This window comes from Actinoplanes sp. NPDC026670 (assembly GCF_040638175.1).
In the GTDB taxonomy this organism is placed as follows: Bacteria; Actinomycetota; Actinomycetes; order Mycobacteriales; family Micromonosporaceae; genus Actinoplanes.
The window spans coordinates 96502-112287 of the sequence record NZ_JBEZXU010000024.1 but is presented as its reverse complement, the minus strand read 5'-3'; the positions used below and the strand labels follow the sequence as shown (position 1 = coordinate 112287).

General features: G+C 71.6%; 15 protein-coding genes. 9 read left to right on the top strand and 6 right to left on the bottom strand.

Going from position 1 to position 15786, the window contains the following annotated elements; translation table 11 throughout:
- Positions 1-305 precede the first annotated feature (305 nt).
- The gene (locus tag AB0E94_RS23915; protein ID WP_360329553.1) at positions 306-548 is read left to right on the top strand and encodes a hypothetical protein; all 243 of its coding nucleotides are present in this window, start codon (positions 306-308) and stop codon (positions 546-548) included.
- Between the two features lie 20 nt (positions 549-568).
- Here AB0E94_RS23915 and AB0E94_RS23910 read toward each other — a convergent pair whose 3' ends face one another.
- The 3 genes from AB0E94_RS23910 to AB0E94_RS23900 all read right to left on the bottom strand — a co-directional run bounded on the left by AB0E94_RS23910 (position 569) and on the right by AB0E94_RS23900 (position 2300).
- The gene (locus AB0E94_RS23910) at positions 569-859 is read right to left on the bottom strand and encodes a hypothetical protein (protein WP_360329551.1); all 291 of its coding nucleotides are present in this window, start codon (positions 857-859) and stop codon (positions 569-571) included.
- A gap of 5 nt (positions 860-864) precedes the next feature.
- Positions 865-1305 carry a carboxymuconolactone decarboxylase family protein gene (locus tag AB0E94_RS23905; protein WP_360329549.1) on the bottom strand — a complete coding sequence of 147 codons (441 nt, stop codon included), beginning with the start codon at positions 1303-1305 and terminating at the stop codon, positions 865-867.
- Between the two features lie 143 nt (positions 1306-1448).
- A complete protein-coding gene (locus tag AB0E94_RS23900; protein ID WP_360329547.1) occupies positions 1449-2300 on the bottom strand; it encodes a helix-turn-helix transcriptional regulator in 852 nt (283 codons plus the stop codon).
- A gap of 97 nt (positions 2301-2397) precedes the next feature.
- On the opposite strand from AB0E94_RS23900, the gene AB0E94_RS23895 reads away from it, so the two are divergent.
- Positions 2398-3348 carry an LLM class flavin-dependent oxidoreductase gene (locus tag AB0E94_RS23895; RefSeq protein ID WP_360329545.1) on the top strand — a complete coding sequence of 317 codons (951 nt, stop codon included), beginning with the start codon at positions 2398-2400 and terminating at the stop codon, positions 3346-3348.
- Entirely contained in the window at positions 3302-6505 is a 3204-nt protein-coding gene (locus AB0E94_RS23890; protein ID WP_360329543.1) for a BTAD domain-containing putative transcriptional regulator, read from the top strand. The genes AB0E94_RS23895 and AB0E94_RS23890 overlap by 47 nt, the downstream gene beginning before the upstream one ends.
- 46 nt (positions 6506-6551) lie before the next feature.
- Here AB0E94_RS23890 and AB0E94_RS23885 read toward each other — a convergent pair whose 3' ends face one another.
- A complete protein-coding gene (locus tag AB0E94_RS23885) occupies positions 6552-7457 on the bottom strand; it encodes a LysR family transcriptional regulator (RefSeq protein ID WP_360329541.1) in 906 nt (301 codons plus the stop codon).
- Positions 7458-7523: 66 nt separating this feature from the next.
- Here AB0E94_RS23885 and AB0E94_RS23880 point away from each other — a divergent pair, with 66 nt between their 5' ends.
- From AB0E94_RS23880 to AB0E94_RS23865, 4 genes are all read left to right on the top strand, one after another.
- Positions 7524-8435 carry an EamA family transporter gene (locus tag AB0E94_RS23880; RefSeq protein ID WP_360329539.1) on the top strand — a complete coding sequence of 304 codons (912 nt, stop codon included), beginning with the start codon at positions 7524-7526 and terminating at the stop codon, positions 8433-8435.
- Between the two features lie 273 nt (positions 8436-8708).
- Complete coding sequence (locus AB0E94_RS23875) at positions 8709-9593, top strand: GNAT family N-acetyltransferase (protein ID WP_360329537.1); 885 nt, start codon at positions 8709-8711, stop codon at positions 9591-9593.
- Between the two features lie 4 nt (positions 9594-9597).
- On the top strand, positions 9598-10368 hold the full coding sequence (locus AB0E94_RS23870) for an aminotransferase class IV (RefSeq protein WP_360329535.1): 771 nt from the start codon (positions 9598-9600) through the stop codon (positions 10366-10368).
- 65 nt (positions 10369-10433) lie between these two features.
- Positions 10434-11459: a hypothetical protein gene (locus tag AB0E94_RS23865; protein ID WP_360329533.1), complete on the top strand. Its 1026-nt coding sequence runs from the start codon at positions 10434-10436 to the stop codon at positions 11457-11459.
- Between the two features lie 15 nt (positions 11460-11474).
- Here AB0E94_RS23865 and manD read toward each other — a convergent pair whose 3' ends face one another.
- On the bottom strand, positions 11475-12683 hold the full coding sequence (manD, locus tag AB0E94_RS23860) for a D-mannonate dehydratase ManD (RefSeq protein WP_360329532.1): 1209 nt from the start codon (positions 12681-12683) through the stop codon (positions 11475-11477).
- A 79-nt stretch (positions 12684-12762) separates the two neighbouring features.
- On the opposite strand from manD, the gene AB0E94_RS23855 reads away from it, so the two are divergent.
- Together AB0E94_RS23855 and AB0E94_RS23850 are read left to right on the top strand one after the other, a co-directional pair.
- Positions 12763-13266 carry a SigE family RNA polymerase sigma factor gene (locus AB0E94_RS23855; RefSeq protein ID WP_360329600.1) on the top strand — a complete coding sequence of 168 codons (504 nt, stop codon included), beginning with the start codon at positions 12763-12765 and terminating at the stop codon, positions 13264-13266.
- Positions 13266-14498, top strand: coding sequence for a hypothetical protein (locus AB0E94_RS23850; RefSeq protein ID WP_360329530.1), 1233 nt, complete (start codon positions 13266-13268; stop codon positions 14496-14498). Before AB0E94_RS23855 ends, AB0E94_RS23850 begins: the two co-directional genes overlap by 1 nt.
- Positions 14499-14506: 8 nt before the next feature.
- On the opposite strand, the gene AB0E94_RS23845 is transcribed toward AB0E94_RS23850, so the two are convergent.
- Positions 14507-15574: a 2-dehydropantoate 2-reductase gene (locus AB0E94_RS23845; RefSeq protein WP_360329529.1), complete on the bottom strand. Its 1068-nt coding sequence runs from the start codon at positions 15572-15574 to the stop codon at positions 14507-14509.
- Positions 15575-15786: the final 212 nt, after the last annotated feature.

Sequence of the window (15786 nt, the reverse complement as noted above, 5' to 3'; positions counted from 1 at the left end):
TCTCCTTCGACGGTGTGGTCCCGGGTGGGACCGGTGGTCCGTCAGATGTGCGGCGATGCTGGTCTACGCTCGTGGGATCTTGAATGGTGGGGGCGATGAGGACTAAGTGGCCCATTTCGGGCGTCGTGGTGGTTCTGTTGATGGTGGCTGGTTGCACTGATTCCGGTACCTCCTCGTCCTCCGCCCCGGGCTCTTCGCCTCCGGTCGCTTCTTCGCCTCCGGCCGTCTCTTCGTCTCCGGCTGCCTCCTCGCCCCCGGCTGTCTCTTCGCCCCCGGCCGATGGTCAGCCGGGGGAGTTCGTCAGCGTGGTGCGGGCCCAGCTCGCGGATATCGCAGCCGACCGCAGCGACACGGACATCCAGGCGATTGCCGACACGGCCTGCGCCGGCCTCGCCGCCGGGAAGACCACCGACGAGATCGTGGACACCACCCGCAGCCTCGGCACCCTCGACGCCGAAGCCACCGACCACGCCACCGCTCGCGAACTGATCAAGCTGGCGATCGACACCACCTGCTTCGACCAGCGCGGGCGCGTCGACGAGTTCTGACGCCGCCGGCGGTCTCGTCCTCAGCGCTGGTCGACGACCAGCCCGTTGTGTGCCGTCGCGTCCCTGGTCAGGGCCATGGCCAGCGGCGCCTCCGGGAAGGTGGAGATCGCCGCCAACGCTGCCCACAGCCGAGCCTCGCTCGCCCAGTGCCAGGTGTCGGTGTAGGTGTCGTCGTCCAGCCGCACCAGCACGGCTGCCGTGAGCCCCGGATGGGTCTCGCGGACCGTGCCGATCAGCGAGGCCCGCCGAGCCAGGAACTCCTCCAGGTCGGCCGGATCGACGGCGTAGGTGTGGGCCCGAACCGCGGTCATGGCGCTCACCATGCCCCGGCGATCTGGCGGATCGGGGCGTTGAGACGGTTGAACAGGTTCGTCACCGCGATCCACATCAGGATCGCGGCCAGTTGTTCCTCGCTGAAGTGGTCGGCGGCCGCGTCCCACACGTCGTCCGGGACGGCGTCCGCCCGGTCGGCGAGCCGGGTGACCGACTCGGCCAGAGCCAGCGCGGCCCGCTCCTCGTCGGAGTAGTACGGCGTCTCCCGCCAGGCCGCCACCAGCCCGATCCGCTCGTCGCTGACGCCGAGTTTGCGCAGGCTCTTCAGCCCGCCGTCGACGCAGAAGCTGCACCCGTTGATCTGGCTGACCCGCAGGTGCACCAGATCCAGCACCTCCTGCGGAACACCCTGCGAGTGCGCCGCCTGGATCAGCCCCTGGATCGGCTGCATGGCCGCCGGGATGAGCACCGCTGCGTTCTTCATCCGTGCCTGCATCGTTCTCTCACTCCTCGAATGCGTTGTCTCTCTGGTGCTTCCGAGGTTGTCCGACCCGGTTGATACATCGACGATGCGTCCGCGATGGGCGGCTTCCCGGCCGCCCATCGCGTCTGCCGCCGGCCGGTCGGTCAGCTGGCCAGTAGTTGAAGCGGTTGGGTCTGGAGCCGGTCGAGCGCGGCCCCGGTCTCGGTGTCGGCGGGCAGTAGGACGACCAGCCGCTGATCGTCGTCGGCGGCGAGCTCCAGAACCTCGTAGGCCAGTCGCAATCGGCCCGCCACCGGGTGCGCCAGTTGGAGCACGCCGCTGGCGCCCGGCAGCCCCGGCACTGTCTCGACCCGCCGGGTGAACGCCTCCCCGGCGGTGACGGTGAGGTCGTCGGCCAGGGCGGCGATGTGCGGATCAGCCCGGAACGGCCCCTGTTTGAGCGCCGCCACTTCCTCGTCAGCGACCCGGGCCCACTCGGGATAGGCGGCCCGTGCCCGCTCATCGGTGAGGACGAACCGGGTGACATTGGGCTGCGGTGGATCCAGCAGGCCGATCGGGCCCATCAGCTGCTGATAGCCGGAGGTGTGGGCCAGGACGTCACCGAGCCGGTTGAGCAGCACCGCCGGCGCCGGATCGAGCCGATCGAGCACGGCCCGGACGGTCGGGCGCACCGTGCGGGCCGGGAGAGCGGTGCCGCCGAGGCAGTTGTATCCCGGATCGGACGCCTTGGTCAGCCGCAGCAGGTGGGCCCGCTCGCCGGCGGACAGGAGCAGAGCGCCGGCGAGAGCCGACAGCACCTGCGGCGACGGCCGGCGGTCACGACCCTGCTCGAGCCGGGTCAGATATTCCACACTGACCCGGGCGATCGCGGCGACCTCGGAGCGGCGCAGACCTGGGGCACGCCGGCGTGGGCCGGCGGGCAGCCCGACCTCGGCCGGAGTGATCGCCTCCCGGCGGGTCCGCAGGAACAATCCGAGTTCGTTTTCGCTCACCATCCGACCGTAACAACGCCTCAGACCCTCAAGGTGTCCCTCCTGGTACCACTCTCAGCGGGGCCTCCACAACGGCTTCCGGCCGGAGCAGTCTCGACGCATGAACGAGAGAATCGTCTTCGGGTTCGGGGCGCACACCGACATCGGCGAGGGCCCGGAGCTGCTCCGGATGGTCCAGCAGGCCGACCGGGACGGCCTCGACCTCTTCTCCCTGTCCGACCATCCCTACCTGGGCGGGCGCCTGGATGCGTATGCGGCGATCGCCTTCGTGCTCGGCGCCACCCGGCGACTGGCCGGTTTCGCCAACGTCACCAACCTGCCCACCCGGCCGCCCGCCGTGCTGGCCCGCACGGTGACGTCACTGTCCGCCATCTCCGGTAGCCGCGTCGTGTTCGGCATGGGTGCGGGCGGCCGGTGGGACCGGATCAGCGACATGGGCGTCTCACGGTTGACGCCGGGCGAGGCGGTCGACGCCTTCGAGGAGGCGATCGTCCTGATCCGCAAGCTGTCCGGCGGTGGGCCTCCGGTCACCCACCACGGCCGTCACTACCGGGTGGAGGGCATCGAGCCGGCTCCCGTGGCGGCGCCTCCGGTGTGGACGGGCTCGGTCGGCAGGCGTTCCCTGGCCGCCACCGGCCGGGTCGCCGACGGCTGGATCCCCGGTCACGCGGCCGACTGGCTCAGTGACCGTTACCGCACCTCGCGGCCGGTCATCGACGACGCGGCGGCAGCGGTGGGCCGCGAGCCGCGGCAGATCCGGACGGTGTTCAACCTTCCCGGGCGCATCACCGACCGGCCACTGGCGGCCCCACGTGACCGGGACGGGCGATGGGCCGGCGGCTCCACCGGGCAGTGGATCGAGGAGCTGACATCGGCCGTCCTCGACCACGGCGCCTCCGGGTTCCTGCTCTTCTCCCCGTCCGGTGGCGCCCCCGATCCGGCCTCGCTTGCCCGCTGGGCAACGGAGGTCGTCCCGGCGGTCCGCGAGGCGGTAGATTCGCGGCGTGGCCCTGACATTCCGGCTCCTGGGCCCGGTGCAGATCGTGTCTGACGGCGAGATGGTGACGGGCATCGCGCCGCGGCACCGGGCGGTCCTGGCCTACCTGCTGCTGCACGCGGGCCGGGTGATCAGCCTGGAGCGGCTGATCGACGCGATGTGGGGCTATGACCAGCCGGAGACGGCACGGTCGCAGATCCACGCCGCGGTGACCGCCCTGCGCCGGGCGTTACGCACGGCCGGCGCCGACGGCGTGCTGGAGACCCGGCCGGGTGGTTACGTGGCGGTTCCCGGGAGCAGCCGGCTGGACGTCCGTGAGTTCGACGATCTGGTGTCGGCCGGCCGGTTCCGGGAGGCGCTGGACCTCTGGCACGGTGAGGCGCTCGCCGACGTCCACGCCGGATATGCGGCCGGCGCCCGTGCTCTGCTCGACGACAGGCGACTCACCGCAGTCGAGCGGCTGATGGAGTCGCAGCTGGAGGCCGGCCGGCACGCCGCGGCCGTCGACGAGCTCGCCGGTCACGTCGCCGCCAACCCGTTGCGGGAGCGGCTCGCTGGGCAGTTCGTGCTGGCCCTGCACCGGTCCGGCCGGCAGGCTGACGCGCTGGCTGCGGCCCGCGCCTACCGGTCGGCTCTCGCCGAGCAGCAGGGCCTCGACCCGGGTTCCGGTTTCGTGGAGCTGGAGAAGACAGTCCTCGCCGGTGCCCCATCCACCGGCCGGCCCGGTTTCCTGCCCTACGACCTGCCCGATTTCACCGGCCGCGCCGTTGAGCTGGAGGCGATCCGGCCCGGCGCCCCGCAGAACGTCGTCACCATCGACGGCATGGCCGGGGTCGGGAAGACGACCCTGGCGGTTCGCGCCGCGCACCGGCTGGCCGACAGTTTCCCGGACGGGCAGCTCTTCCTCGACCTGCGGGCCAACACCGCAGGTCAGGCCCCGGTTCCCGCCGCCGCAGCGCTGGAGATCCTGTTGCGGCAGCTGGGGATCACCGACATTCCGCGTGCGGAACAGGAGCGCAGCGCGCTGTGGCGGGCCGAGACCCGACGCCGCCGTGTGCTCGTGGTGATCGACAACGCCGCTGACGGCGCGCACGTCCGTCCGCTGCTGCCCGGGGCGTCCGACAGCCTGATGCTGATCACCAGCCGGCGCCGGCTGGTCGACATCGACGGCGCCCGTGCGCTCTCCATCGACGTGCTGCCCGCAGACGACGCGATCGCCCTGTTCGGGAGCATCGTGGGGGAGCGGGCCGCCGCGGAGCCCGACGCCGTCCGGGAGGTGCTCGACCTGTGCGGGCACCTCCCGCTCGCGCTCCGGCTGGCCGCCGCCCGGTTGCAGCATCGTCCCCGCTGGACCGTCGCCTACCTGGCCGGCCGCCTCCGCCCGGCTGATCTGGCCACCGCGGAGCGCAGTGTCACAGCCGCGTTCACCGTCTCCTACGAGCAGCTGGCCGAGCCGGAGCAGCGGATGTTCCGCCTCCTCGGCCTCGCTCCCGGCCGTGACATCGAGCCCCAGGCCGCGGCCGCCCTCGCTGATCTGCCGGTCATCGACGCCGAGGACCTATTGGAGGGTCTGCTCGACGCGCACATGCTGGTGCAACGTGAGCCGGGCCGTTACACCATGCACGACCTGCTGCGTGAGCACGCCCGCACGCTTGCGGCCGACGATGACGCGTTGATGCGGTTGCTCGTGCACTACCTGCACCGGTCCCGGTCGGCGGTCCGGCAGCTCTACCCGGGGAACATCGGCGATCGGCCCGGTCTGCCGCCGGTGCTAACCCCGATCGAGCCGCTGCCGGGCCCGGACGAGGCGATCGGCTGGCTCGACGCCGAGCGCGGCAACATCATCGCGACCGTCGTGCACGGCCCACGGGTCTGTGTCGGCCACCTCGCCCACGCGCTCCGGCCGTATCTGGACCGGCAGGCCCACCACGACGACGCCGTCACGCTGCACACCATCGCCCTGACCCGCGGCCGCGCCAACGGCGACGCCACGGTGGAGGGCCAGGCGCTCGCAGACCTGGCCTGGACACACTGGCGGCGCGGCGATTACGAGCAGGCGCAGGACTTCGCCGGGCAGGCCCTCACGGTGGCCGCCGACGAGTTCCCGCGGTCGCTGGCCATGCATGCGCTCGGCGACGTGGCCTGGCGACACCGCGAGACCGAGCGGGCGGAGACCTGCCTGAAAGAGGCCCTGGACCTGGCGCGGGTCGCCGGTGACCGGTCGCGGGAGGGCTTCGTGCTCGGCGACCTCGGCATGATCCTCGACCGGTTGGGCCGGCATGACGAGGCCCGCCGGCACCTCGACCTGGCTCTCGCGATGCACCGTAAGGACGCCGACCCGTTGGGCGAGGCGCGGGTTCTCAACCAGATCGGGCTGCTGCTGCGGCATCAGGGCCGGCCGGGGGAGGCGCTGGCCCGGCACCGGGAAGCCGGTGACCTCTACCGTGCGATGGGCAACCGGAGCGACGAGGCGGCCGCGCACAACGGGCTCGCTGAGGCGGCACTCGCCTCCGGCGAACCGGGGCAGGCCCTGACCGGGCACCAGGCCGCCGACGCGCTCGCCGGGCTCGCGGGCAACCGGCCGGAGCAGGCCCGTGCCCGGCATGGTCTGGCGCGCGCCCATCTCGCCCGAGCGGACTGGCAGCCGGCCGCCGATCAGGCGCTGGCGGCCGAGCGGCTTTACCGCGAGCTGGGAGTGCCCGAGGCCGGCGACGCCCAGCTTCTGGTCCTGCTGGCCCGGGCGCAGCGGGCGCCCGATGATGACGAGCCGGTCCGTGGCGCCGCCGAGGAGGAGATCGAGCGGTTCGCCGCGCGTTATCCGATGCCGTTGCCCCAGTCGTATGTGTCCTGGCTGAGGGTTTGCAACGGGGCGGCGGCCGGCCCGGGTGGGATCTACGGGCTCGGCGAGGCCCTGGAACGGCTCGGCTCCTTCGACGGCTGGCCACGGCAGGGCCGGATCCCGATCGCCAGTGACGGGTGCGGGAACGCCTACGTTGTCGACGCGAAGTCCGGGGCGGTCTGGTTCCTCGACGCGACGGACGGCGACGACTATGCCTACCGGGTGGCCAGCGACGTCCAGCATTTCGTGCGCTTCCTGCTCGAGCGCGACGCCGGTCAGGGCGGCTGGCCGTTCGACTCCCGCTACGTGACAGGCATCGACCCAGCGATCCGCGACACCGGCGACGAAGCCCTGCTGCCCTGGAACGTGTGAGTCGCCGCCGACCGGGCGGGCACCCACCGATGGGAGCGGCCGGTGATCAGGCCGGGACGGATTGCAGGAGGTTCAGCAGGAGAGCCAGCGGTGGCCAGCCGGTCCGGCCCGCACGGACCACGGCGTAGGTGCGCAGGACCGGAGCGGGATCGCGGAGCGGGAGCAGCCGGACGCCGGGACGGGTCGGCTGGTCGGACGGGAGCAGGCCGACGCCGAGACCGGCGACGACCAGGTCCTGGAGCAGAAGGAGGCTGTCGGCACGATGAGTCACCAGCGGATCGAAACCGGCCATGCCGGCGATCGTGCGGACCACCTCCTCGTCCGCGGAGCCACGGGAGTTGACGATCCATTCGGCGTCCCGGTAACGGGTGAAGACCGCCGGCGCCGGCGCGTCCAGCAGCTCCTCGCCGGCCGGCACGCCGAGCGCCCACGGCACCGACCACAGCGGGTGCGCGGTGACCGAGCGGTCCAGCGGCGCGGGCGCCAGGTTGAAGTCGTAGGTGAGGGCCAGGTCGATGTCGTCCGACGCGATCAGGGCCAGCGCCTCGGTGGGTTCGTGTTCGTGGATGCGGACCCGTACCTTCGGATGATCGGTGGCCAGGCCGGCCGCGACGGGCATCAGGGACCGGCGGATGGCCGTGCCGAAACCGGCGACACGCAGCGTGCCGGCCGGTTCCGCGGCCGGGTCCAGATCGAGCTTCGCGGCTTCGAGAGCCGCCAGGATCGTCACCGCATGCTCGGCGAGCCGCCGTCCGGCCGGGGTCAGCCGCACCCGGCGTCCCTCCGGCTCGATCAGCGCGGTTCCGGCTTCCCGGCTGAGCGCGGCGATCTGCTGGGAGATCGTCGAGGTCGTGGTGTACATCTCATCGGCGACCGCGCGCATCGACCCGAGCCGGGACAGCATCAGCAGGGTCTCCAGGCGGCGCACGTCCATGCCAGCATTGTTAAGCATCTGCGAACGTTATGTACAGCATCGTCACGTGGACGTGAACGTTACCGAGGCCGTCTACTGGGCGGCATGACCGTCCTCGCCCCACCAGCCCGCGCCGCCGTCCGTACCGGAACGGGTTTTGCCGTCGCCTCGATGACCTGCGTGCAGCTCGGCCTCGCCGCCTCGGTCGGCCTTGCCGACGAGATCGGCGCGCTCGGTGTCGTGTGGCTACGGCTGGCCTGGGCGGGCCTGATCCTCCTGGTCATGGCCCACCCGGCGGCCACCGCGACGATGCGGGCCGCGGCACACCGGGTGACCGGCCGCCCGGAGACGCCGGAGGACCGGACCCGGATCAGCCGGTCCGGGCTGATCGGGGCGGTCGCGCTGGGTGTGGTGACCGCCGGGGTGACGTTGCTGTTCATGCTGGCGGTGGCCCGCCTGCCGCTCGGCACGGCGAGTGCCCTGGAGTTCCTCGGCCCGCTCGGTGTCGCGGTGTTCCGTGGCCGCAGCGTGCTCTGGCCACTGATGGCCGGGGCGGGCGTGGTGCTGCTGACCTCGCCCTGGCAGAACGAGGTCGACCTGGCCGGTGTCGCGTTCGCGCTGGGCGCGGCTGCCTGCTGGGCCGCCTACATCCTGCTCACCCAGCATGTCGGCGACGAGGTGTCCGGCATCCGGGGCCTGGCGATCTCGATGCCGGTGGCGGGTCTGGTCGCGACCCTGGTGGCCGCCCCGTCCGCGATCGGTGTCATGACTCCGGAGATCGTGGTGGCCGGGCTCTTCCTGGCGATCCTGCTGCCGGTGGTGCCGTTCGTGCTGGAGTTCCTGGCGCTGCGGCGGCTGACGACCGCCGCCTTCGGCACGCTGATGAGCCTGGAGCCGGCGATCGCGGTGCTGGTCGGCTTCGTCCTGTTGCACCAGGCACCCGGTTGGATGGCCCTGGCCGGCATCGCCCTGGTCGTAGCGGCCGGGATCGGCGCCGAACGGTCCGGCGCCCGCTGACGAGTCAAGCCGGACCGGCAGAAAGGACGGGTCAAGCCGGACCGGCAGAAAGGACGGGTCAAGCCGGACCGGCAGAAAGGATCGGAGGGAACCCGAGCGGTAAATGGGTGGCGCGGGCCGCGCCCGGCTGATGAAATGCCGGGGACCTCGGACCCAAGACAAGAAAGGAGGACGAGCGATGTACCGCATGACAACCACGCTCACCTCCTGCCGGGCACAGCGCTGACCTCAGCCACCCGGCCACGGAGTGGGCGCCTCGCACAGGAGAACGCCTTGACACCGTTGACCATCCGACTCGCCGAGATGCCCGGCGATCTGGACCTCTTCAACTCGTTCCGGTACCCCTTGAACTCGGAGATCATCGGCGACCTGACCGTCGGCCGCCGTCGGCCGGAATGGCTGTGGCTGGCCCTGCGGGGCGACCGAGTGGTCGCCCGAGCCGCCTGGTGGTCCCGCCCCGGCGACGAACATCCGCTGGTCATGGACATCCTCGACGTGGCCGAGGGCCATGAGGACGACGCGGTCCATCTGGTGACGACCGCGCTGCCCGATCCTGCGCCCGAGTTCACCCGTTTCCTCCCACCGGACTGGCAGCGCTCCGACGCCGACACCTGGATGTCCGTGCTGGAGGAGTGCGGCGCGAAACCGTTCGTGGAGCGGCTGCGCCTCCAATGGGACCCGGGCACCCCGATCCCGGCGCCGACCGGCCGCCTCACGTTCCGCCCGCCCGCCGAGGGCGAGCTGATCGACCTGATGACGCTGGTCGTGGCCGGTTCGCTCGACGCGCACACCCGCGACGAGCTGACCCGGATGACCCCACGCGAGTGCGCCGAGGAGCAGTACCGCACCGAGCTGACCCAGTATCCGAGTCCACCTGACTGGTGGCGGATCGCGACGCTTCCGGACGGTGATCCGGTCGGGTTCGTGATCCCGGCGCACAACGGCTACAACCCGGTCATCGCCTACATCGGGATCGTGCCGGCTCACCGTGGCCGCGGCCACATCGACGACGTGCTCGCCGAGGGCACCCGCATCCTCGCCGCCGAGGACGTGCCCCGGATCCGGGCGGCCACCGATGTCGGAAACCACCCGATGGCGGCGGCTTTCGCCCGATCCGGCTACCGCACGTTCCAGCGTCAGGTCGACATGATCTGGTAGGCGTGTGACCTACGTCGAGATCAACGGCGCCGCCCCGTCCGTCGAGGCGCTGCACCAGGCCGCCACCTGGGGGTTCGGCCACTACACGTCCATGCAGGTGCGTGGGCGTGCGGTGGCCGGGCTCGACCTGCACCTGACCCGGCTGCGCGAGGCGTCCGAAAAACTCTTCCCGGACGACCCGGCGCCGCCGGACGGCACGATCCTCGAGCTGATCAGCCACGCGTTACGCGCCGAGCGGGACGCATCGGTGCGGGTCACGGTCCTGCCCGGGATGGACGTCATGGTCTCGGTGAGCGCCCCGGCCGCCGACATCCCGCGCCCACCGTTGCGGGTGCGCACGGTCCGTTTCGAACGTGACCTGCCCCACCTGAAACACCGCGGCACGCTCGTGCAGACCCACCTGGCACTGGAGGCGCGGCGGGCCGGCTTCGACGACGTCCTGTTCGTCGGCCCCGGCGACCTGATCTCCGAGGGCTCGGTCTGGAACGCGGTCTTCTGGGACGGCGACCAGGTCGTCTGGCCACACGCCCCGATGCTGGCCGGCATCACCATGCAGGTCCTGCGGCGCACCCTGACCAGCCTGGACATCCCACAGATCACCCGTCCGATCTCGCTGCGCGAGACCTCCGGCCTCCCGGCCGCCGCCGCGACGAACTCCCATCTCCCCGACCAGGCGATCCAATCGATCGACAAGATCAATTTCCGGTCGTACGGCCACCTGACCTCGATTCTGCGAAAGGGCTGGAACGAAGTCCCGTGGCAGGCCATCGCATGAGCCCCTGATCACGAGCCGAACTGACACGAGCCGAGAATGTCGTACCCCTCCGGCAGGATCGCGCCATGAGTTGGACCGAGTTGCTCCCGGAAACGGGCGACGAGCCGGCCGGCCTCGCGGTCACCGGCGACGCCGAGCTGGAGTCGGCCGTGCGGGTGGTGGAGAGCGCCGCCCGCAGCTGGAAGCGACTCGGCCCACCCGGTCGTGACCTGCCGGCCGAGGCCCGCCGGGCCGCCGCGGTGCGCCTCCATCTGAGCGCCGTCCGCAACACCGGCGCGCCTGACGAGGGCCCGGTCCACGTGCTGCCGGGCCTGCTCGATGACGACGTGCCATGGTCCCGGTCCGACCTGGCGTGGGCGCTCCGGACGGCCGACGACTACCTCAACTACGACGGCGCGAGTTTCGTCCTGCCCGGCTGCATCGCGGTGTCGCTGAGCCCCGCCGAGCTGGAGGGCTTCGGCCCGGCCCTGGTCCGGGTGCTCGACGAGTTCATCAACGAGCGCGACACACCCCGGCACATCCGGCGGCAGCTGGCCGAGCTCTACGGTGTCGCGGCCGGCCGGGTCTACCGGTGCCTGCCACTCGACCTGTTGCCCTGGTCCTGTGGATTCGGGGCGTTCGCACGCGACAAGTTCGGAGCTGACCTGAGCTCCCGGCCGGCCGGTGACGTGCTGCGGCACGCGGCCACCCTGACCGGGGCCACACCGTCGAAGACCTGGTTGCGGGCGGCCACGACGTTCCCGGAGAGGTGGGCGGTCGAGGCCGTGTTGGAGTGCTTCACCGGCTGGTCCGGCCATGTCTGGTTCGGCACCGACGAGCAGCTGCGCGGTCTGGTGTGGATGCTGTCGCTGGATCGTTCCGAGGCCGCCACCGATCTGCTGGCCCGGGTCGCCGTCGCGGCGAGCGCGGCAGAGGAGCGCCGCCGGGGCTACCCGTTCGCTCCGCTGACGGCGGCCGCCGCGGTGGAGGCCGTCGCCGTCCGGCCAGGCGACCTGCCGGCGGAGACGCTGGCCCGGTTGTCCCGCACGGTGCACAACCGTGCCCTCCTCAGCCGGATGGCCAAGGCGCGCCGGCTCCGCACCATCAGGTAGGTCGTCGTGACCAGGTCACCAGTTGTGCAGGGTGCCGTCCTCGAGGCGGTTCACCGGCAGGGCCGCCGGGCGGTATGGGTACTGCGCGGCAAGCTCCTCGTCGATGTCGACGCCGAGCCCGGGTTCCTCGGACGGGTGCAGGTATCCGTCGGCGAAGTGGTAACCGTGCGGGAAGACGGCGTTGGTGGCCTCGGTGTGCCGCATGTACTCCTGGAGGCCGAAGTTGGGGATGGCCACGTCCAGGTGCAGCGCCGCGGCCATGCAGACCGGCGACAGGTCGGTCGCCCCGTGCGATCCGCTGCGGACGTGATAGAGGTTGGCCAGGTCGAAGATGCGGCGCAGGTGGCTGATCCCGCCGGCGTGCACGACAGTCGCACGGATGTAATCGATGAGCTGTTCACTGATCAGCTGCTGGCAGTCCCAGATGGTGTTGAAGACCTCGCCGACCGCGATCGGGGTGGTGGTGTGCTGCCGGATCAGGCGGAAACCCTCCTGGAGCTCGGCGGGCACCGGGTCCTCGATCCAGGTCAGGTTGTAGGGCTCCAGGCTCCGGCCGAGACGGGCCGCCTCGATCGGGGTGAGCCGGTGATGCACGTCGTGCAGCAGTTTCAGCGTCGGCCCGAACTCGTCCCGGACCCGGGCGAACACCTCCGGCACGTGATCGAGGTAGTGGGCGGTGGACCAGGTGTTCTCGGTCGGCAGGGCGGCGTCCGCCGGTTCATAGAAGAGCCGGTCCTTGGACACCCCGTAGGTGCTGGCCAGCCCCGGGATGCCGGTCTGCACCCGGACGGCCTGGTAACCGAGATCCACATAGTTCGCGATCTCCGGGAGCACGTCGTCGACAGTGTCGGCGTTGGCGTGGCCGTAAACCGTGACGCCGTCCCGCGACCGCCCGCCGAGTAGCTGGTAAACGGGCAGCCCGGCGACCTTGCCCTTGATGTCCCACAGGGCGGTGTCGACGGCCGCGATGGCCGACATGGTCACCGGTCCGCGCCGCCAGTAGGCGCCCCGGTACAGGTACTGCCAGGTGTCCTCGATCCGGGAGGCGTCGCGCCCGATGAGCGCCGGCGCCACGTGCTCCTGGAGGTAGGCGGCGACGGCCAGCTCGCGCCCGTTGAGCGTCGCGTCGCCGACCCCGTACACCCCCGACGACGTCACGATCTTGAGGGTGACGAAGTTGCGGTCCGGGCAGGTCACGATCACCCGGGCGTCGGCGATTTTCACTATGGTCCTCCTGAGGCGGGTGCCAGGAGATTCGACTTTATCGATCTCGATCGGCTCGGCCAACCATTCACGGGTGCTCATGCGTTGGACAGGTGTGGACAGCGACTTCGCCGCCTTCGTCGAGGCACGACAGCACCGGCTGCTGCGCTCGGCGTACCTGGTCTGCGGCGACCATCATCTCGCCGAGGACCTGCTCCAGGGCGCCCTGGTCAAACTCGCCCTGCGGTGGAGCCGGGTGCGCGAGGGCGATCCGGAGGCGTTCCTGCGGACGGTGATGTACCGGGACGCGGTCTCCTGGTGGCGGCGGTTCCGCCGGGAGCACCTCAGCGACATGCCGCCGGAGCGCGCGGCCGGTGGCGACGACGTGCCGAACCGGCTGGTGTTCGAGGCGGCGCTGCGCCGGCTGCCACCACGGCAGCGAGCGGTGCTGGTGTTGCGCTACTTCGACGACCTCACCGAGGCCCGCACCGCGGAGATCCTCGGTGTCACCGTCGGCACGGTGAAGAGCCAGGCCAGCGCGGCTCTGCGGAAACTGCGGGAGCTGGCCCCGGAACTCGGTGACATGGCCGGAAAGGACCGATGATGACGACTGACCGGCTCACCGAGCTTCTCGAGGAGAGTTCCGCGGACGTCACTGCGCCCGCGTTCGCCGCGACCGCCTGGGCCACCGCCCGCCGGGTGCGCCGCCGTCGTCAGGTGCTGGCCTCGGTGGCCGCGTTCGCCGCCGTGGTCGCGGTGACGGTTCCGTTGCGTGGCCGCGGTGGCGACGACATCGTCCCGGCGCCGCCCGCTCCCTCGGCGTCACCGTCGGCGCTCACGCCCGGGGTCGACGTGATGCCACCGGACCCGGTCCAGCGGGCTCTCGCGCCGCTGCCCGCCGACTTCGCGGTTCCGGCGGATGCTCCGAAGCTGTCCGGGCATCCGGTGCAACGGGCGGTCGCGGTCGTTCAGGAGAACGATCCGGATTCGGCGGACCGGTCGATGCGGCCGCTGCACGTCCTCGACACGGCCGGGCAGTGGGTCCGGGTCGATGTGGGCGAGCTGGTGCGTACCCATGACGGGGGTGGAAACGAAGCGGACCCGTTGCGCGGCACCTCGCTCTCGCCGGACGGGCGCCGCGTCGCCGTGCCGCAGCCGGAAGCGCTCGTGGTGATCGACCTGCCCGCCGCGAAAGTGCACCGGATTCCGGTTCCCGGCCTGAACGAGCAGGTCATGTGGTCGGGGAACGGCATCGTGTTCGTCGGTCAGGGGTCGGCCGGTGTGGTCCGGGTCGACTGGGCCGCCGGGACGGTCACCCCGGAACCGGCCGCGATGTCGGCCTGGCACGGCGGCGGGAGCGCGGTCGCCCTGTCGGAGATCGCGGAGCTGGCCGGGGCCGGGGCGGGCCACAAGGTCCGGGTGTGGCTTCCCGGTGACGCGAAACTGCTGCGCGAGGTTCCGGTCGACTTCGGGCTGGTGAAGCCGTTCGGCTACGGGATCAGCGAGTGGGACGGGCCGGCCGTGCCCGACGGCGCGGGGCGGGTCGCCGCGGCCGCGTGGGGTGATCATGCACCGCCCGACGGGGGTCCGCGGAACTACGGGGGTGTGCAGATGCTGACCGTGGTCAACAGCACCACCGGCACGGTCGAACGGCTGCTCGACCTCGGCGCGGACCGCTGGAAGAGCTGCTGCCGGGTCCTCGACTGGATCGACGGCCAGACTCTGCTGGCGCAGACCGAGCGGGAGGGCCTGATCACCTGGAACACCCGGACCGGCGAGATCACCCGGATCACCGCCGGTCCGTTCCGCGGCACCGTCTCGGTGCGGCTGCCGTGACGGCGCCCCTACTTGTGGTTGACGCCGTGCATCAGGGCCAGGATGGCCCGGTTGAGCGGCACCGGGACGCCGTGCTGTTCACCGAGCCGGACCACGGCCCCGGTGATCAGCTCGTGCTCGGTGGCCCGGCCGGCCAGCCGGTCGTAGAGCATCGACGTGCCGTCGTCACCGGCGAAACCGTCGTAGATGTCCAGCGTGTGCTCGATGTCGGCGTCGGAGAGGTGGGCGCCGGCGGCCCGGCCCACGGCGATCGCCTCGTCGAGCAGGGCCCGGGTGAGTTCGCGCACCGCCGGCTCGTGCTGGATGACCGACATCCGCTTCATGGTCAGCGAGGTCACCGGGTTGGCGCCGACGTTGGTGAGCAGCTTGCGCCACGCCGCCGTGGAGAAGTCGGCGACCCGTTCGACGTGCAGCCACGACCCGTCGAGCAACGCCGCGAACCGGTCCGCCGGGTCGGTCGCGCCGGTTCGGCTCGCACTGGTCGCGCCGGTTCGGCTCGCGCCGGTCGCGCCGGTTCGGCTCGCGCTGGTGGCGCCGGTCCGGCTCGTGCCGGTCGCGCCGGTCCGGCTCGCGTCGGCCGCCGACGGCTCGTCGAAGGTGGCCCGCGCCTCGGCACGCGCCGTTCCCGGCGCCCCCGGGACGGTGATCCGTGCGCCCATCCGGTGCAGCACGTGCCCGGGGCCGAGCGACTCGGCCGCGACGTAGACCAGCGCCGGCAGCACCCGGGTGCCGCGGGGGACGAGGGGCCCGATCCGTTCGGCGTGGTCCACACCGTTCTGGAGCACGACCACAGTGGTGCTCGGCCCGATCAACGGCCCGAACCAGGCGGCCGCACCGGCGGCGTCCTGTGCCTTCGTGGCCAGCAGCACCCAGTCGACCTCGGTCGCCTCGGACGGGTCGACCAGCACCGGAACGTCGATCTCACGCACACTGTCGGCGCGCTCGACGACCAGGCGATCGATCGGCCGCCGCGCGCAGACGACGACGTCGTGCCCGGCGTCCACCGCGGCGGCGGCGACGACCGTGCCGACCGCGCCGGCCCCGATCACCGCGACGCGGGTCCGTCTTGTGGACATTCCAGCCTCCCGATCAAGCTAACTGAGAAGATTTTCTCAGTTCCCAGTCTGCGGGAGTTCCTTTTCGTCGTTGTTACGCGCCCGGAAAACCGGGGTGATCCGCCCCACTCCTAAGATCACCGGATGAACGACAGGTCACCGGGCGACCGACAGGTCACCGGGCGAGCGACGGACCGCCGGGCGAGCGACGGACCGCCGGGCGAGCGACGGAC